General features: G+C 59.7%; 12 protein-coding genes. 4 read left to right on the top strand and 8 right to left on the bottom strand.

Annotation, left to right across the window (positions count from 1 at the left end):
* The first annotated feature begins 382 nt into the window (after nucleotides 1–382).
* Complete coding sequence (locus tag ARCT_RS28005; RefSeq protein WP_154665353.1) at nucleotides 383–580, top strand: hypothetical protein; 198 nt, start codon at nucleotides 383–385, stop codon at nucleotides 578–580.
* 500 nt (nucleotides 581–1080) lie between these two features.
* Nucleotides 1081–4314, top strand: coding sequence for a Hint domain-containing protein (locus ARCT_RS0113420; RefSeq protein WP_027240542.1), 3234 nt, complete (start codon nucleotides 1081–1083; stop codon nucleotides 4312–4314).
* Nucleotides 4315–4472: 158 nt separating this feature from the next.
* On the opposite strand, the gene ARCT_RS0113415 is transcribed toward ARCT_RS0113420, so the two are convergent.
* The 7 genes from ARCT_RS0113415 to ARCT_RS28385 all read right to left on the bottom strand — a co-directional run bounded on the left by ARCT_RS0113415 (nucleotide 4473) and on the right by ARCT_RS28385 (nucleotide 13761).
* Nucleotides 4473–5054 (bottom strand): nucleotidyltransferase family protein, encoded by a 582-nt coding sequence (locus ARCT_RS0113415; protein WP_027240541.1) that lies wholly within the window; start codon nucleotides 5052–5054, stop codon nucleotides 4473–4475.
* A 226-nt stretch (nucleotides 5055–5280) separates the two neighbouring features.
* Entirely contained in the window at nucleotides 5281–7698 is a 2418-nt protein-coding gene (locus tag ARCT_RS0113410) for a GcvT family protein (protein WP_027240540.1), read from the bottom strand.
* A 151-nt stretch (nucleotides 7699–7849) separates the two neighbouring features.
* The gene (locus ARCT_RS0113405) at nucleotides 7850–9472 is read right to left on the bottom strand and encodes an MFS transporter (protein ID WP_027240539.1); all 1623 of its coding nucleotides are present in this window, start codon (nucleotides 9470–9472) and stop codon (nucleotides 7850–7852) included.
* The gene (locus ARCT_RS0113400) at nucleotides 9469–10779 is read right to left on the bottom strand and encodes an HlyC/CorC family transporter (protein WP_027240538.1); all 1311 of its coding nucleotides are present in this window, start codon (nucleotides 10777–10779) and stop codon (nucleotides 9469–9471) included. The genes ARCT_RS0113405 and ARCT_RS0113400 overlap by 4 nt, the downstream gene beginning before the upstream one ends.
* A 134-nt stretch (nucleotides 10780–10913) precedes the next feature.
* Nucleotides 10914–11915 (bottom strand): tyrosine recombinase, encoded by a 1002-nt coding sequence (locus ARCT_RS0113395; RefSeq protein WP_027240537.1) that lies wholly within the window; start codon nucleotides 11913–11915, stop codon nucleotides 10914–10916.
* The gene (locus ARCT_RS0113390; protein WP_379574220.1) at nucleotides 11916–13622 is read right to left on the bottom strand and encodes a hypothetical protein; all 1707 of its coding nucleotides are present in this window, start codon (nucleotides 13620–13622) and stop codon (nucleotides 11916–11918) included.
* Nucleotides 13612–13761 (bottom strand): hypothetical protein, encoded by a 150-nt coding sequence (locus tag ARCT_RS28385; protein WP_169731216.1) that lies wholly within the window; start codon nucleotides 13759–13761, stop codon nucleotides 13612–13614. The genes ARCT_RS0113390 and ARCT_RS28385 overlap by 11 nt, the downstream gene beginning before the upstream one ends.
* Nucleotides 13762–13842: 81 nt before the next feature.
* Here ARCT_RS28385 and ARCT_RS0113380 point away from each other — a divergent pair, with 81 nt between their 5' ends.
* Both ARCT_RS0113380 and aroB read left to right on the top strand, forming a co-directional pair.
* Complete coding sequence (locus ARCT_RS0113380; protein WP_027240535.1) at nucleotides 13843–14430, top strand: shikimate kinase; 588 nt, start codon at nucleotides 13843–13845, stop codon at nucleotides 14428–14430.
* A gap of 2 nt (nucleotides 14431–14432) precedes the next feature.
* A complete protein-coding gene (gene aroB, locus ARCT_RS0113375; RefSeq protein WP_027240534.1) occupies nucleotides 14433–15554 on the top strand; it encodes a 3-dehydroquinate synthase in 1122 nt (373 codons plus the stop codon).
* A gap of 28 nt (nucleotides 15555–15582) precedes the next feature.
* Here aroB and ARCT_RS27110 read toward each other — a convergent pair whose 3' ends face one another.
* Nucleotides 15583–17730 (bottom strand): ATP-binding protein, encoded by a 2148-nt coding sequence (locus ARCT_RS27110; protein ID WP_084300861.1) that lies wholly within the window; start codon nucleotides 17728–17730, stop codon nucleotides 15583–15585.
* Nucleotides 17731–17939: the final 209 nt, after the last annotated feature.

Here is a 17939-nt window from a genome sequence, read left to right as displayed (position 1 = left end):
GGCGCGGGATGCGGGGTCGAAGTCGGGTACGTTGCGTTCGAAACTGTTCACTATTCCGGATCATTTCGAAGCAACGGTCCGCTTTCGCATAAGGAAACTCTCGCGGCAAAGCTGCCGTTGGCCCAGACTGAAATGACGGACCATGTCCCGCCCCAGCTATCAATCGGCCAGGTCCGCTCATGGGATGTGTCGGCAGCTTTTCTCAGCTGGTCAGGGGGGCTCGGCCCCGCGATTGAAAGGCTGTCATGCCTAATGTGGGTGTTGACGTTCCCTCCCTCCGACCCTCCCTCCGAGCAGCCTGCACCTTTGGCAGCTACGCCTGCTCGTTTGCCCCGACCTGAGAGCTCTTGTGGATAGGGGGGGACTGCGAAAGTGTACCGATGTGAGGTTGATTCTATTGCGGATCGTTGCGCCTTCGGAAACAGTGCTCGAAAAAGCAGCAAATTGGACCTGGCCTCAAGGTGAAGCACAAAACAATCTTAGGGTGTTGACCATCCAGCGCCATGCGATGCCAGCCGCGTGGCTGTTGCTGGTTTGGAAACAAGGACCGGCTGAAAAACTCCAAATTGTTTCCTTTTGAGAGGCATATCCTCAGTGCTGCAAAAGATTTCTGCATTTTTCGCAACAATTGCTTCTTTTCAGCTGTCATCGGGCAGCAGGACCTCACGAGGTAAGATGCACCGGTTTGGAAACATGTAAAATTTCGTTAAGTTTTTTCTCTTTGTTGAATTAACTGCATCAGCTATTCATTAACTTGCCCATTTGGGGGGTGACATAATCTCTGGTCTGGTCCTGGGATCCTGTAGCGCAGCTGCCAAAAGCAATGCGCGGCGTGAACTGCTCTTACGCTTGTTACGGATGCTTGGTGTATTTGACCTGTTCCGACTTTTGTCGTGGCCTGTGCTTTAGTGCCGGTGCTGCGCCTAGAGTTGTGATCTGCGGGACTGTGCCTCTCCTTTTTCGGGTTTGTATTTTGGTTGCGCTTTGGCGGTGACGCCTTTGTGGTGACTTGGAAATTCGGTTTTGAGCGCTTTGGTCTATGGGCGGATTAAACGGCCCTAGGCCGAGTAGGAGAACGAGATGGCTGACAATTTTGACAACCCGTATTCGGCTAATCTGATTGGTCTTTGGGATTTCCGCCAGGGATATACCGAGGACGACAGCGGTCTTGGCGATGGCATTGCCCAGGATGGTACGGGTTCTGGCGGCGCCAATTACGCGGGCGGCTGGATGTTGGGCAATGGCAGCAGCAGCCAGTTCAATGTCGCGGGCGACAATGACGATCCTTTTGATCTCACCACCGGAACAGTCATCACCTCCTTTAAGTCCAACACCTTTCCGGGGTCTGGCGATCAAACGGTTGTGAGCCGTGGACTGTCATCGGAAGATGACGCAGACGGCGAGAATTTTGTGATCCGGACCACCGAGGACGGCACCGTTCAGCTGACCCATGCCGATGATGGCAATCTGGTGGAGTTTGCAACCGACCCTGGATTCTTTGCCACCGGGGATGTTGTCACCGTGTCTTATGGGTGGAGCCCAGGCGGCGTCACACTTGTTGTTGAGAACACGACACAGGGCACCAGCTATACCACCGGCGACGATATTGTTGGTATGACCATGGATGTGGCGGCAGATGGCGAAGACAGCTTTGTCATCGGCGCGGATGGCGACGGCGGCAATTCTTTCAGCGGCGGCATCGACTATGTTGCTGTGCTGGATGACAATGTTGTTGTGCCCAGTGGTGGTGGCCTTGACGGGATCGTCGAAGGCACCGCTGGCGATGATCTGATCGACACCTCTTACCTTGGTGATCCAGAAGGCGACCGGATCGACAATGACGATGCGATCAACCCGGCGGACGGGGAAGATGACGACCTGGTCAATGCGGGAACCGGAGACGACACCGTGCTGGCTGGTGAAGGCGACGACACCGTGCATGGCGGCGGCGGTGCCGACAGTCTGAGTGGCGGTATCGGCGATGATGTGCTGGCCGGGGATACTGACGTTCCTGGTGTCGGCGGCGGCGGTACCCGGGAAGTGTTCCAGTGGGACCTTGCGCCGGATCCCGATGGCGGCGATCCTGTTGACCCATCGGATGATCTGAGCGCCGGATTTTCGCAGGATACCGGTTCGGTCACAGTTGATTTCTCGGTCTCCAGCAGCTCGGGCGATACTGCGACCGAATTTTCCGACGTGCCGCAGTTTGTTGGCAATATCAACACCGGCGGCATCACCGCCGATCCGCAAAGCGGGCTGAACTCAGAGGTCAGCTCTGATGGCAGCACAGCCGATTACCGCCTGGATTTCTCGGATCCGGTTGGCGATGTATCCTTCCGTGTCAGCGATATTGATGCTGACAGCCAGGTGCGCATCACGGCCTTTGACGCAGACGGAAACCCCATTGTGGTGAACCTGGCCGGTGGCCCGGGGCTGACCATGGAAGATACCGATGCGATTGCCGGTTATGATACCGCCTCAACGCGCGAAGACGATACCTTTACCAGCGACGACAATCCCGACACCTCAATGTTGGTGACAATCCCCGGCCCGGTGTCGTCGATTGTCATCACCCATACGCAGGATGGCAGCATCAACAGCAGTGTTGTTGTCAGTGATGTGTTCTTTGATGCTCTGGGCACCCCGGTGACCAGCATTCCCGGTGATGATACCATTGACGGTGGGGAGGGCGACGATGTCCTCTATGGCAACGACGGCGATGACTCGCTGATCGGTGGCGACGGCGACGATACCATCGAAGGCGGTGACGGCGCCGACACTATCGAGGGTGGTGATGGCTCTGACAGCGTTGAGGGCGGTGACGGAGATGACGTCATCGACACCTCTTCGGATGATCCCATTCCGCTGCCTGACCGGGGCTTTGACGGCTATACTGGCACCACACCAAACATCCCCGTCGTGCCAGCCGATGCAGATCCGCTGGACGACCGTGACACCGTGGATGGTGGCGCTGGCAATGATGTGATCCTCACCGGCGACGATAACGACCTGATCACGGGCGGCGCGGGCTCCGATACCATTGATGGCGGTATTGACGATGATACCATTGATGGTGGCACCGAAGATGACCTGATCACCGGCGGTGAGGGCTCTGACAGCCTGATCGGCGGCGACGGCTCTGATACGATCTATGGCGGTCTGGACCCAGCTTTCCCAGATGGGCTCAATATCACCGATGATGGCTCGGACGGGCGTCCCGTGGATCCAGATCCCACCAATGGCATGGATACCATTGAGGGCGGCGCTGGCGATGATGTGATCTATGGCCAGGATGACGATGATCTCATTTCTGGTGGCACCGGCAATGATATGATCGACGCGGGCATCGACGATGACACGGTGACTGGCGGCGAAGGTGACGATACCATCCTTGGCGGTCAGGGCGATGATGAGCTGGATGGCGGCGCAGGCTTGGATAACATTGATCTGGGTGCAGGCGATGGCGCAGATTTTGCGCTTGGGGGCACCGGGTCGGATACCATTTCCGGCATCAGCCAGAATGACACGGTCTATGGCGGTGAAGACGCGGATGACAGTGATGTCGACGTGCTGGATCTGCGCGGTGTTGCGGAAGAGCAGAACCCGGGCGGCTCGCTCGAGGTTGAGTATGACAGCACCAACCCGGAAAACGGGACAGTTACCTTCCTGGATGCGGGGGGCGCGGTCACCGGCACCGCCGAGTTCTACGAGATCGAAAACGTCATCGTTCCCTGCTTTACGCCGGGGACACTGATTGCCACCCCCGAAGGGGAACGCCGGGTCGAAGACCTGGGTGTTGGGGACCGGATCATCACCCGGGACAATGGCATCCAGGCCATTCGCTGGCTGGGTAAGCGTACCCTTGCCACAGCAGAGCTGAAAGCGGCAGAGCATCTGCAGCCGATCCTGATCCGCGAAGGCGCCCTGGGCAATGGTCTGCCCGAACGCGACATGATGGTCAGCCCCAATCACCGGGTGCTGGTGGCCAACGACAAGACGGCGCTTTACTTTGAAGATCGCGAAGTCCTGGTCGCGGCGAAACATCTGACCGGCCTTGCAGGCGTGGACGCGGTGGAGACCAGCTCGGTCACCTATATCCACTTCATGTTCGATCAGCATGAGGTTGTGCTGTCGGATGGCGCCTGGAGCGAAAGCTTCCAGCCTGGCGATCAGACCCTGCGGGGCCTGGACAATGCGCAGCGCAACGAGGTCTATGAGATCTTCCCGGCGCTGAAGTCCGAGGAAGGCCGGGAAGCCTATAGCTCTGCGCGGCGCTCGCTGAAACGTCACGAGGCGCGCCTGCTGGTGCATTGATTTTGCACTTACCTTCGCGCCAGTGCTGATCTGCGGCGGTGATCTGCGGCGTGGCGGATGAACCTAAAAACATGGGCGGGACCGCAGGGTTCCGCCTTTTCTATTTTGCTTCCCCTTTGTTTAACGCCATGTTTAACGCAGTCGTTTTGGCAAAAAACCTATCGCCCGGCGCGCCAGTGCGCCCAGGCCTCTGGGGTGTCCAGATCCGTCACTGCGTGTTGGCCGGGCAGGGCGACCAGCTGCACCTCTTGGCTGCGCAGCACATTGCGGGCGCCCTGATCGCCGCTGATCTGACCAAGCGCCGGAAAACACCGCCGGGGAAACAGCACCGGGTGGCCAGGGGTGCCATCACTGGAGGTGGCGCGCAGTACCGGACCGTCAGGCCCCTGGAAATGGGTGGCCAGATCTAACAAATCCTGGGTTTGCAGCTCGGGCATGTCGCAGGGGAGGATCATCACGGCTTCGGTGGTGTCCGGAAGGGCCGCAATCCCGGTGCGGATTGAGGCGGCCATGCCCTCAGCGGCCTTTGGCACCGGGATCACATGGGCGCTGCCGGTGGCCGCGACCCGCGGATGCGCCTGGCTGGGAACGGCCACATAGCAGGGCAGCCCGGTCTGCACCGCGCGGTGGCAGAGCAGCGACAGCAGCGGCGTGCCCTCGATCTCTTCCATCAGCTTATCGCGCCCCTGCATCCGCGCGGAAGCGCCGGCTGCAAGGAGGAGGATGGCGATTTTGCTCATGATCCCGTGTTTATGATCCTGTGTTTCTGAAAGTCTAGGTTTTGCAAACCTACGCCTGAACAGGCTCTAGTGTCGAGAGCCGGAGAGGCTGGATGCCTCCGGCGGAGGTATTTGGGGAAAGATGAAAGCAAAAAGCCCGCGAGACAAAGGGGGAGCAGAAGGGGAAGGCGGCAGGCGCCAAGGCCATAGCAGCCTTGGCGGATTGGTCTTTTGCAGAACTGGGGGTTTAGCCGCGCATGCGGGTGCCGTCGGCGTCAAACAGGGGGTCGGTGATCAGCCGGGCCTGATGCATGTTGCCAAGGATTTCGATCTCAACCTCCAGTCCGGGCTGGGCCACTGGTGTGGGGATAAAGCCCAGGGCGATGGATTTCTGGGCGTGGTGGGAATAGCCGCCCGAGGTGCAAAAGCCGACAACCTCTCCTTTGACCGAAATTGGCTCGTAGGCGTTGATATCTGCATCTGTCGCGTCAACCTCAAAGGCGCAGAGTTTGCGGTGCGGTCCCTGTGCGCGTTCAGCCTCGGCGGCGGTGCGGCCGATGAAGTCAGAGGGTTTCTTGAATGAGATAAAGCGGTCCAATCCGGTTTCGGCGGCGGTGTAATCCGGGGAATACTCCCGCATCCAGGAGCCAAAAAACTTATCCAGCCTCAGGGACATCATCGCCCGCATGCCAAAGGGCATCATGCCGAGGGGCTGGCCTGCCTGCCAGAGCTTCGCCCATAGGGCGCGCTGGCTGGGCAGGTCGCAGTAGATCTCATAGCCGAGATCGCCAGTGTAGCTGACGCGCTGCACCAGACAGTCCACCATGCCGACCGTCATGCGCGCCACGTCCATGAACCGCATCTGCGAGACATCCTGCAGGGTGCAGGCCTGCAGCACCTGTGCCGCCTTGGGGCCGGCAATCTGGAAGCCGTTCAGCCTGTCGGAGATGTTTTCGATTGCCACATCCGGCGCCTGATGTTTGAGGAACCAGCGCATATGATAGGCCTGCGCCCCATAGGAGGCGGTGAGCCTATAGTCTGTTTCGCTGAGGCAGGAGATGGTGAAATCACCAATCAGACGCCCCTTGGCTGACAGCATCGGCGAGAGGCTGATCCGGCCTGGCTGTGGGATCCGGCCGGCCATGATGCGATCCAGCCAGGCGCGCGCCCCTGCGCCGGTGATCCGGTATTTGCCAAAGTTGTGCAGCTCGTTGATGCCAACGCTGCCCCGCACTGCTTTGACCTCGCGGGCGGTGGCGTCAAAAGCGTTGGAGCGCCGGAAGGAGGGGGTTTCAAAGCGGGGTTCATCCGGCCTGGCAAAATAGTTGGGGACTTCCAAGCCGTATTGCTGGCCCCAGACCGCGCCCATGTTGTCAAAGACATCATACATTGGCGTGGTGCGAAAGGGGCGCGCGGCGGGCAGTTCTTCGTTGGGGTAGGCGATGGAGAACCGTTTTTGATAGTTCTCGATGACCTTGGGCAGGGTGTAGCGGGGGGTGATCCAGTCGCCAAAGCGGGCGCAGTCCAGCGCCATGGTGTCGCGCTCTGGTTCGCCTTCGATCATCCACTGTGCCAGCATCAAGCCGACGCCGCCGCCCTGGCTGAATCCGGCCATCACGCCGCAGGCGGACCAGTAGTTGCGTACCCCCGGCACCGGTCCCACCAGCGGGTTGCCATCGGGGGCAAAGGTGAAGGGGCCGTGGATCACCGATTTTACCCCGGCGGCTTCAAGCGCGGGGAATCGTTTGTAGGCAAAATCAATGGAGGCTTCGATCTTGTCAAAGTCATCGCCCAGGAGTTCGTGGCCAAAATCCCATGGAGTGCCATTGACGGCCCAGGGTTTGCAGGGCTGTTCATAAAAGCCGATGCACAACCCGCGTCCCTCCTGGCGCAGATAGCTTTCGCCGGCCGGATCCATGACATGGGGGTGCTCGCCGCCTGCGTCGATGATCTCGGCAATCATCGGGACCTCGTCGGTGACGATATACTGGTGCTCCATCGGGTGCAGAGGAAAGTAAATCCCCGCCATGGCGCCGACTTCCCGCGCCCAGAGCCCACCGGCATTGACGATATGTTCAGCCCGGATGGTGCCCTTGTCTGTCACCACGTCCCAGCTGCCATCGGGGCGCTGGTTGGTCTCTATCACCTTGCAATGGGTTTCAATGCTGGCGCCCCCCATACGGGCGGCCTTGGCATAGGCATGGGTGGTGCCGGAGGGATCCAGATGACCATCCAGCGGATCATAAAGCCCGCCGACAAGACCCGCGGTATTGGTGGCCGGAGCGATCTTGGCGATGTCTTCGGGGCTGACGATTTCGGTCTCCAGCCCCATGACGCGATGTTTGGCCCGTTCGGCCTTCATCATGTCAAAGCGGTCCTGGCTGTCTGCCAGGGTGACGCCACCGACGTGGTGCAAGCCGCAGGACATACCGGTGATCTCTTCCAGCTCGCGGTAGAGTTTGATCGTATAGCCCTGCAGGGCCGCCATATTGGTGTCGCCGTTGAGGGTATGAAAACCGCCCGCAGCATGCCAGGTGGAGCCGGAGGTGAGCTCGGAGCGCTCCAGCAGCATGACATCGCTCCAGCCAAGTTTGGTCAGGTGGTAGAGGACCGAACAGCCGACGACACCGCCGCCGATCACGGCCACGCGAGTGGTGGTTTTCATGAGGCTTCTCCCTGAATGAGGCTTTTCCTTATTCTGTACAGAAGTGAACAGTAGTCCAGTAGAAAAGCGACAGAACCCGTCGCTGTCAGTTGAAACGTGACCACGGTGACGTGGGTTCGCCCAAAAATTGCAGTCTCACTGTGGGGGGGGGCTAGTCGGTGCTGCGCAGCGGGCTGAGTTGTACCAGCTGAATCGCCAGCAAGGGGACAGCCAGTTTTAGCAGCGCCACGGTGATCAACAGCGCCCCGAGAGAGCTATAATCCGCAGGGGTGGTGATCTGGCCCTCGGCATTGCTGACGTCACGGGTGACCACAAAGACCTGGTTGAGGTATTTTGTCCCCAGGCTGGAGGCCGAGAGCGCCAGATTGGTAAAAGAGGCCATCACCGCAAAGAAGGTCGCTTTGAGATTGCTGGGGGCATTGCGGGCAATCCAGGCCAGCATCGGGATCATGGCGATTTGCCCCAGGGGAGATTCCACCGCCGTATCCACCAAAGCGATAAAGCGCGCATCGACCAGGCCGCCGGTGAGCGGCGCAGTCCAATTGTGGATCCCGTAGTATAGCCCGATGTTGGGCAGGCTCAGCAAGGCTTCGGTCAGCGCCAGGAAGGTGATGATCCAGGCGATTGTGTTATTGGCGATCAGCGGCCGCAGCAGGATCATGCCAAACAGCGTCAGCAGGGATGAGATCAGCGACAGAACCGATAGGAATTGTTGGTCAAAGCCAAGCACGTCTATCTCGAACCAGGTGGCTGCGGCGCCATTCAGGGGCGTGGCGCGATAGACGAAGATGATGATGGCGGTGCCGATCAAAGCCCGCGCCTGTTGCGGTGTCAGCGCCTTGATCAATTGGCGCATCAGCAGCAGTACAATGGTCATCGAGCCGACAAAGATCAGCTCCTGCGCCTGCGCCATGTCACTGAGACCAACGCTGAGCGAAAGCGCCACAAAGGCGCCGCCGCCGATAAAATACCACCAGTTCACCAGAACCGGATCCCGTGGCAGTGTCAGGCGGTTCTGGATCTCGGCAGCGCTGAGGCCGATTTTCCGCAACTTGGCGCCCAGGTGCCTGCGTTGAAACAGCGCCACGGCAATGCCCGTCAGCGACAGCAGCGGCACCATCAGGGCCAGCAGATAGACCTGCGCATAAAGCGCGCCTTTTTCCTCCTGAGCCAAGGCCTCGGCGCCGTCAAACAGCCAGACATTCATCGCGGCCGCAGTGCTGAAGCCACCAATCAGGGTGATCCGCCCCAGGGTCTGCATGGTGGTATGCATGACGCGGTTCTCGGCCTCGGTGAAGGAGCTCCCATCGAGTTTGCGGTGCGGGATGGCCTCCACCGACATCGCATCTGCCACGACATCCTGCAGCACAAACCCACAGGGGGCGAGCAGCGCCGCCGTCACGTACCAGCTGTTGGCGGGCATGATCTGAACCATGGCATCGGGTGCGATCAAAAGACTGGCGATGATGCCATAGCTGCCGGCCATCAGACCGGCGCCAAGCAGGATCAACAGGTATTTCCTGCGCCAGATCAGATCCACCAGATGCCCCAGTGGCATCTTCAGCGCCCAGGGCAATCCCACCCAAAAGGCCAGCCCGGCCAGAAAGGCGGCCTCTAGATCCAGGTATTCCTTGACAAAAAATGTCGCCACAACCGAGGTAATGCCCTGAACACCATAGGCAAAGTAGATCAACAGCGGCGGCAGAAAGCTCCAGCGCAGCTGTCGCAGCAGGTCCAGAAAGATCTGATCAAACCATGCATAGGCGCGGCTCATGACAGGGGGCGCACCTTGAAGGCAGTGATCCGGTTGCCTTCGCGCCCAGTGACCTCAAAGCGGAAGCCGTGAAAGGAGAACACCTGACCCGTGGTCGGGATCATCTGGGCCTCATGGATGACCAGCCCTGCGATGGTATTGGCTTCTTCATCCGGCAGGTTCCAATCGGTGGCCCTGTTCAGGTCTCGAATGGTGGTGGCGCCTTCGATGGTATAGTTGCCATCGCTGTCCTTTTTCACCAGGGACTGTTCTGCCGGATCAAACTCATCGGTGATTTCGCCGACAATTTCTTCCAGGATGTCTTCCAGGGTGATCAGCCCCTGCAGGGCGCCATATTCATCCACCACAAGGGCAAAATGGCTCCGCATCCGCAGGAACTGCCGCATCTGATCGTCCAGTGTGGTGGTTTCAGGGACAAAATAGGGGGGCTTGGCCACCGTGGTGATTTCAAATTTGCGCAGGGCGCTGGCATCGCCTTCGGGGCCGCCGATCTGGGCATACATTTCACGCAGCAGATCCTTGGCATGCACAATGCCGATGATGTTTTCTGGCTCATTCTTGAAGACGGGCAGCCGGGTATGGGGCGAGGTCAGGCATTGTTCCAGAATATCAGCCGGTTCTGCTGCGGCGTCGATCATCTGAATATGCGACCGATGCAGCATGATCTCTTCGACAAACCGGTCTGACAGATCCAGCGCACCCAGGATGCGGTCGCGGTCTTCCTTTTGCACCACGCCTTCGGAATGGCCCAGATGCAAGGCACCGGCAATCTCTTCCCGCATCGCCATGATGTGGCTGTCCGGGTCGATCTGGACCCCAAAGAGGCGCAAAATCCCGCGCACCAAAAAGCGCACGGCAGCCACGATCGGGGCGAGGATGGTCACCAGCACGCCAATGATCGGCGCCACGGCGGAAGCGGCCTTCTCGGCATTGGAGATGGCATAGGTTTTGGGCAGGACTTCGGCAAAGATCAGCACCAGCAGGGTCATGACCAGGGTGGCAAAGGCAACGCCGCTTTCGCCAAAGGTGCGGGTCAACAGGGCGGTGGCAAGCGAGGTGGCCAGGATGTTCACCAAGTTGTTGCCCAACAATACCGAGCCGATCAGCCGCTCGCTGTCTTCGGTGACATCAAGGGCGCGCTGCGCGCCGTGTGATCCTTTGTCCGCCTGGGTGCGCAGCTTGCCGCGGGAGGCCGCCGTCAGGGCCGTTTCTGAGCCAGAGAAAAAGGCAGAGAGTACCAACAGCAGCAGAATTGCCCCTGCGGAGATCCAGAAGGCGCTGTCCAGAACGGTTTGAGCGGTGTCCATGATAGATCCAAGTTCAGTTTGTGTTTTTATAGGTTATGGGCTGCGAGGGCGCGCCAGACAAGGGGCGTTGGTGCGGCAGTGCCTGTGGGCATTCCAGGCCGGAGACGGTGATACAGGGCAGGGCGAACTCCGCCTTACTCTTCCCGCGCCTTATCCGTGTTGCCCTTACTGGTCCTGGCCAGGCTTTGGCTGGCCTCGCCCGGACGGGACAGCGGATGATGCTGTAAAACCAGCTCGCTGAGACGGGCGTCCAGGACATGGGTGTAGATCTCGGTGGTGGCGATATCCGCATGGCCCAGCAGCGCCTGGATGGCACGCAGGTCGGCGCCATTGGCCAAAAGATGGGTGGCAAAGGCATGGCGCAGGGTATGGGGCGTCACCTTTTGCGGATCAACGCCGCCGCTCGCCGCCAGATCCTTGATCAGCAGATAGAACCAATGGCGGGTCAGATGGCCTTCTTTGCCGCGCGACGGGAACAGGAACTTTGATCCGGGCGCACCTTTGGCCTGGTTCTTTTCCTCCAGCTCATCACGGATCAGCAGCCAGACCCGCAATGCCTCTCGGGCGGGCGGAGACAGCGGCACCATGCGTTCTTTGCCGCCTTTGCCCTGCACCAACAACATATTGGGATTGCCGCGGGCAGAGGCCACCGGCAGCGACACCAGCTCGCTCACCCGCATGCCGGTGGCATAGAGCAGCTCCATCAGGCAGGTGTTGCGCAGTCGATCCGCCGGTTTTCGTCCGGTTTGCCGCGCCGCCTCCAGCAGGCGGTCAACTTCGATCACCTCCAGCGTTTTGGGCAGCGTTTTGGCGCGACCCGGTCCCTTGATCTGAATGGCAGGATTGTCGGCGCGCCAGCCTTCTTCAAAGGCAAAATGGTAGAGCTGGCGAATGGCCGAAAGCCGCCGCGCGCGGGTGGCGCGGGACAGGCCCTCTGCATCGCAGCTGATGAGATAGGCCTCGATGTCATCCCGCGCGGCCTGGCCAAAGCCGCAGTTGCGATGGGCCAGCCAACCCGCAGCATCCTTGAGATCCCGACCATAGGCCAGCAGCGTGTTGCGCGCGGCGCCTGCCTCAGCGGCCTGGGCTTCCAGAAAGGTGGAAATCCACTGCAGATCATCGCGCGGGGGGGCCATTCAGCCGCGTTCCAACAACAACAGCTGCAGGGTTGCCCGTCTTGCGGTGTCTTCCAGCCCGACAGCGCGCAGCGCGGCCAGGGATTTGCTGAGATCCCCAAGATTGCCCTGAGCGCCCCGTGCAAAGAGATCCATGGTACGCAAAATGGCCTCGCCCAATTGACCATTGTCTAACAGTCTGCGGATTTTGACGGGGACCTCTGCGCCATCGTCAAATCCCTGAATGATCGAGAGCATCAGCGGGGAGTAACCACTGCGTGCGGCAGCGCCGGGGGACGACGGGGCGGCCTCTTCGGTTGCCGTCGCAGTACCGGGCTCCGCCGCGTCGGTTATGGGCGGCGCGCCATCTGCCGATGGATCCACCGATGGAGCAGCCGGTGGATCAACCGGGGCGCTCAGGTTGGATCCGGGTTGCCCCGGTGTTCCCTGTGCCAGCGCTGCGAGAAAGCTGTTTTCCAGGCTGTCGTCGGGGGGGCTGTGGGATGCTATTTCATAGGTCGGCGCCAAAAGGCGAATGCGCCAGGACAGCTCTGCCGCCGCACCACTGAGGTTAAAGCGGGCCAACTGAGTGGAAAACAGATCGGCAAACCCAACCTCAAGCCCGGCCTGCTGCATCGCCTGCCAGACCGCAGGCAGCGCATTGGCCACCTCTGCGCTGCTGGCGCTGTTGAGCGCCGCCTCAAAGCGTTGCAGGGCCGCGACCCGGTCCCAAATTCCGCCAGAGGCTGCTGGGCTGCGGTCCGTATAGAGCCCCAGAAGCTGGTTGGGGTTCAAAGCCCCGGCACGGGTCAGCCGTTCGGCGGCTTCCAGCTGGGCTTTCCAGCCCGCCACATCCCGCAAATCCGCCGCCGAAAAGGCCCGCGGCAGCGGCGCTGTGGGAAGGCGTTCGCCAATCGCCTCATAGAGCCGGAAGGTCAAAGGATCGGGTTTGTCCGGCAGCGGCAGGGGCGGGGCAAGTTCAAAAATATCGGGATTCAGGAAGCGGTCGAGCAGATCCAGCTGCGCCTTTGGCAAGAGCTCAAGCGCATGGGCTGATTCGAGCATCAAAGCAGCGGTTGGCCAATCGCTCCGGCGGGCAGCGCAGAAAATGCGGGTCTGGTAATCAGGCGCCAGAAAGGGGGCGGCAACAAGGGCAGCGCAGGCCCGGTCTTCGTCACCGCTGAGAAGGGTGGTGAAAAACCAGCGCCGGAACCGCGCCGCTGTGGCGGCAGGGCCAGCCTGTTCCACCAAGGCCTGCGCCGGATCAGAGGCGCCGAGAGTGATCAGGCGGTCCAGGCGCGCCAGCAGTATGACATCCCCCTCTGGCTCCAGCGGGCGGCTTTCAGAGAGCAGCAGGGTAAACAAAAGCGACTGCATCGCCGGATTGCCCTGCACCGAAACAGAGCGGAGCAGTTCGGCGATATCGTTTGGATCACTGCCGCGCCACAGATCAATTGGCAGACCAGTGGCGGAAGGCGCCACCAGTCCAATAGGGGGCAACAGCGCCTGAAGCGGTGTTACGGTGATCGCGGGCCGGGCCGCACTGCCGGTGACGGGGGGCTCCAGCAAGACGGTGCTTGGCAGTGGCGCAGAACTATCTGGCTGGCCGAGCCAATCAATCACCGTCAGCGGCGCCTGTGCCAGGCTGGGACTGGCGCATAAGGTGCTGAAAAATAGCGCCGAAATGGCTCTCTTGAGGCCTGTCTTTTGGCGCGGCCTAATGTGCATCTAGCAGCACCGGCTTGCGGATCTCTTGCACCGGAACGCTAAAATCAGCTCCGAACCAGGGGCCGATATAGGCATAGGCCACCAGTCCCAGTCCCGCCAGAACGCCAAAAATTACTAGATATTTGATCAATCGCACCATTGCGCACCCGTTGCCTGCTTCTTTGTGTTTTGCTCAAGTTATATATGGCCTTTTTTGCAATATCACGTCATTCACTGAAGAATGAGCGAAAAAGAGCAAATAGCCGAGGTGGATGGCTCACCTCCCAGTCCAGGACGGCTGAAAAAGACCATTGTTATGGTGGGTATGATGGGCGCCGGCAAGACAGCTGTGGGCCGCGCCCTGGCGGCGCGTCTGCAGGTGCCGTTTTTGGACAGCGACCACGAGATCGAATCTGCCGCCAATATGACCATCCCCGAGATTTTTGCCCGCGATGGAGAGGCCTTCTTTCGATTAAAGGAGCGTCAGGTCATCGCGCGGCTGCTGACTGAGGAATGTGGCGTACTGTCCACCGGCGGCGGCGCGTTTCTGGCGGCGGAGAATCGCGAGACCATTACCCGCAACGGGGCGTCGATCTGGCTGCAGGCCGATCTGGATGTGTTGTGGAACCGGGTGCGCCACCGCGACACCCGCCCCTTGCTGAAAACCGCGGATCCCCGTGCCACCCTGGCCCAGCTATATGCGGCAAGAGTGCCGCTTTATGCCAAGGCAGATCTGGCAGTGGTCTCGGACGGTAAGGCCTCGATTGAAGAAATGGTGGACCGGGTGTTGGAGGCCTTGCGGTCTCGCCCCGATGTATTGGAGAGCTGATGATGGAACGGATCGTGCATGTCCCCCTTGAGGGGCGGGCCTATGACGTGGTGATCGGGCCTGGATTGTTGCAAAACGTCGGGACGCGGATCGCGCCCTTCCTCACACGGCCCCGCGTTGCGGTGCTGACAGATGAGACGGTTGCGGATCTGCATCTGGAAACCCTGAGGCAGGGGCTGCGCACTGCCGGGATCGAAATGGTTTCGCTGGCTTTGCCTGCCGGGGAATCCACCAAGGGCTGGCCGCAGTTTACCCGCGCGGTGGAATGGCTGCTGGAACAAAAGGTCGAGCGCAACGATGTTGTGGTGGCCTTTGGCGGCGGTGTGATTGGCGATCTGGCCGGGTTTGCCGCGTCGGTGCTGCGCCGGGGCGTGCGGTTTGTGCAAATCCCCACCTCGCTTTTGGCTCAGGTTGACAGCTCGGTTGGGGGCAAAACCGGTATCAATGCACCGCAGGGCAAAAATCTGATCGGCGCCTTTCATCAACCCACATTGGTGTTGGCGGATACCGAGGTTCTGGGCACCCTCACGGCGCGGGATTTCCTTGCGGGCTATGGGGAAGTGGTCAAATACGGCATGCTGGGCGATGCCGAGTTCTTTGCCTGGCTCGAAGGCATGGGGCCAAAATTGGCGTCCGGCGACATGGCGGCCCGGGTTGAGGCCGTCGCCCGCTCGGTGCAGATGAAGGCTGATATCGTGGCGCGTGACGAGACCGAGCAGGGGGACCGCGCCCTGTTGAACCTTGGTCATACCTTTGGGCACGCGCTGGAAGCGGCCACCGGCTATTCTGACCGGCTGCTGCATGGGGAAGGCGTGGCCATTGGCTGCGCGCTGGCGTTTGAGCTGTCTGCACGGTTGGGCCTGTGCAGCCAGGAAGACCCAAGCCGGGTGCGCGCGCATCTGAAATCCATGGGGATGAAAACGGATCTGTCGGATATTGCAGGCGCTCTGCCGGATGCAGAGACACTGCTGGATCTGATGGGGCAGGACAAAAAGGTGGTGGATGGTCAGCTGCGGTTTATTCTGGCGCGCGGCATTGGCGATGCCTTTGTGACCGCTGAGGTGCCCAAAGCGGCGGTTCTTGCGGTGTTGCAGGATGCCTTGGCGGATTGCTCGGTCGCTTAGGGTCAGGCCCCGGAATTTTGCAGCAGTTTTACGGCTCTGGGTGAGCCGTCCCAAGGGCTTTTGAAATTGCCTCCAGCAAGTCCCCCCGCATGATGGGTTTCATCAACCGGATGTCTTCCGGGCGCAGGCCGTTTCCATGCACCGTTGCCTCGGCCGCATAGCCCGACATAAAGACAACCGGGAGGTTGGTCTTGAGGACACGCAGCGCCGTCGCCAAGCAGGTTCCTTTGAGACGGCCCGGCATGACGATATCCGTAAGCAGCAGATCAAACGTTGGATCTGCTTCAAAGATCTCTTTTGCCGCATCCCCGTTGGAGGCGGTGGTCACCGAATATCCTGCTTGTTCCAGGGTGGATTTCAGCACCAGCAGCACCTCTTCTTCGTCCTCGGCGAGCAAAATACGTTTGCCTTGGAACGTCGCGGCCTCGGCAGCTGCGCTTTGCGCTGGTGCTTTGCTCGGGTCGGGAGACATGGCTGGGAAATACAGCTTGAAGGTCGTGCCAACGCTTGGCTCAGAATAGACTTGGGCGGTGCCTTCGGATTGGCGCATGAAGCCAAGAACCATGGAAAGACCCAGACCTGAGCCCTCGCCGGAGGGTTTTGTGGTGAAAAACGGGTCAAAGATCTTATCCACGATTTCGGGGTCGATGCCCTGACCGGTGTCTGACACGGCAATCATTACATAGCGCCCTGGCTTCAGGGCTTCGTTGCGACTGTCCTGATAGGTTTGGTCAATCCGGACATTTGCGGTCTCGATGGTCAGTTTGCCGCTGTCAGACATCGCGTCGCGGGCGTTCAGGATCAGGTTCAGCAGGGCGCTTTCGGCAAGGCCGGGGTCCACTTCAACATCCCAAAGTCGTGCCAGCAGCGAGGTTTCAACCTCAATATGCGAGGGCAGGGTGCGCCCGGCCCAGTTTTTTGTGTCCAGAACCAGCTTGTTCAGGTTCACCACCTCGGGCTGCAATGGCGTACGCCGGGCGTAGCTCAACATGCTTCTTGTCAGGTCTGCCCCGCGCATGGTGGCGCCGATACAGGAGGCTATGTAGTCTGCCCGCTTTTTGGTGTCTGGTTCGTCTTGTAGCAGTTCAAGATTGCCCAGGATGACGGCGAGGAGATTATTGAAATCATGCGCCACTCCTCCTGTCAGTTGACCAATGGTTTCAAGCCGTTGCGACGCGGCCAGCTGTGATTGCAGATCTTCGCTTTGTTTTTGATCCGCCAGCCGTTTGGAGATATCGGCGATATTGGCCCGGATGAGTTTCTGCCGAAAGGGCGGCAGGCGGGTGAGGGAGATTTCGCAGTCGATTTCCTCACCTGATGCATTGAGGTGACGCCAGTGGAAAATGGGGGTTTCACCGTCAAGGGCAGCCTCCAGGTATTGACGGGCCTGTGTGGCGCTCAACTCGCCGGAGGGCTGTTTTTCTGGGCTGAGATCCACCAGACTGAGCCCGCGAACCAGCGTGTTGCGGTCGTACCCAAAGAATTCTACCGCCCGGCCATTGGCCGAGATGAAATGGTTTTTCTCGATGTCGTAAATCACAATGGCGTCGGGGGCATATTCGACCAGGGTTTCAAATTGCAGGGCCTTGTCTGTCGCCTCATTCTCGGTCTCTTTCCAGTAGCGACTGAGGTTGGTGACCAGGGTAATGACCAACATGTTGGTGGCCATGAGCGCGATCAACAGGACGATCCAGTTGTCTGGGCCTTTATTCCAGTCCGCGATCCTGGGATCGGGGGAGACCAGGACCCCTGTGACAAACAGATAGGCGATGGTCGCGAATGCGCAGCTAAAGGCAAAAAAGAACAGCACCGTCAGCTTTCGGCTGAACAAGGCCGCACAGAGCGCCATGTAAAAGGGAAAGGCAAAGATGGCTGCCGCGCCCATGCCAAGATGTATCATGCCGACAAAATTGGTAATGACCAGCCCGGCTACGGTCAGGCCGCCACTCAGAGACAGGTATTTTTTCCTGCGCAGTAAAATGGTCGGAAGAATACTGATAAAGACAAGAAGCAAGGTTGTGACAATAAAGGGCGACCCAAACTTGCCAATGCGAAAGAGATTTGCAACGGCCAGCAAGCCGGCAATGAGAGCCAAAAGATCAATAACCGCCCGTAGCGTTTTGCGAACGCCTTGGCGATAGGTGACAGGCGTTTCGGTACTCATGTTGACTGTCATAGAAGGGCACTTTTCAGTTATCTTTGGGTAGCATAGCCTGAATTTGGCCGCTAGGGATACTCAAACCAAAGACCCGTTGGGCAAATTGTGGAACCGGCCTCTATGATGTGGTTTTTTCCCCCTCAGTTTTCTGGCTACCGGTTACTGGTTCCCGGCAACCGACGGCTGGCTTCGGGCGGCTTGCCGACGTTCGCGCGGGCTGCGATGAC

This window comes from Pseudophaeobacter arcticus DSM 23566 (assembly GCF_000473205.1).
Lineage (GTDB): Bacteria > Pseudomonadota > Alphaproteobacteria > Rhodobacterales > Rhodobacteraceae > Pseudophaeobacter > Pseudophaeobacter arcticus.
Note: the sequence above shows the minus strand (reverse complement) of the source record. Positions and strands in the feature narration are given on the sequence as shown.

What these genes read in the sequence shown, in the direction of transcription:
- ARCT_RS0113420 (WP_027240542.1), top strand. Translation starts at nt 1,081, where the DNA reads ATGGCTGACAATTTTGACAACCCGTATTCGGCTAATCTGATTGGTCTT.
- ARCT_RS0113415 (WP_027240541.1), bottom strand. Translation starts at nt 5,054, where the DNA reads ATGAGCAAAATCGCCATCCTCCTCCTTGCAGCCGGCGCTTCCGCGCGG.
- ARCT_RS0113410 (WP_027240540.1), bottom strand. Translation starts at nt 7,698, where the DNA reads ATGAAAACCACCACTCGCGTGGCCGTGATCGGCGGCGGTGTCGTCGGC.
- ARCT_RS0113405 (WP_027240539.1), bottom strand. Translation starts at nt 9,472, where the DNA reads ATGAGCCGCGCCTATGCATGGTTTGATCAGATCTTTCTGGACCTGCTG.
- ARCT_RS0113400 (WP_027240538.1), bottom strand. Translation starts at nt 10,779, where the DNA reads ATGGACACCGCTCAAACCGTTCTGGACAGCGCCTTCTGGATCTCCGCA.
- ARCT_RS0113395 (WP_027240537.1), bottom strand. Translation starts at nt 11,915, where the DNA reads ATGGCCCCCCCGCGCGATGATCTGCAGTGGATTTCCACCTTTCTGGAA.
- ARCT_RS0113390 (WP_379574220.1), bottom strand. Translation starts at nt 13,622, where the DNA reads ATGCACATTAGGCCGCGCCAAAAGACAGGCCTCAAGAGAGCCATTTCG.
- ARCT_RS28385 (WP_169731216.1), bottom strand. Translation starts at nt 13,761, where the DNA reads ATGGTGCGATTGATCAAATATCTAGTAATTTTTGGCGTTCTGGCGGGA.
- ARCT_RS0113380 (WP_027240535.1), top strand. Translation starts at nt 13,843, where the DNA reads ATGAGCGAAAAAGAGCAAATAGCCGAGGTGGATGGCTCACCTCCCAGT.
- aroB (WP_027240534.1), top strand. Translation starts at nt 14,433, where the DNA reads ATGGAACGGATCGTGCATGTCCCCCTTGAGGGGCGGGCCTATGACGTG.
- ARCT_RS27110 (WP_084300861.1), bottom strand. Translation starts at nt 17,730, where the DNA reads ATGACAGTCAACATGAGTACCGAAACGCCTGTCACCTATCGCCAAGGC.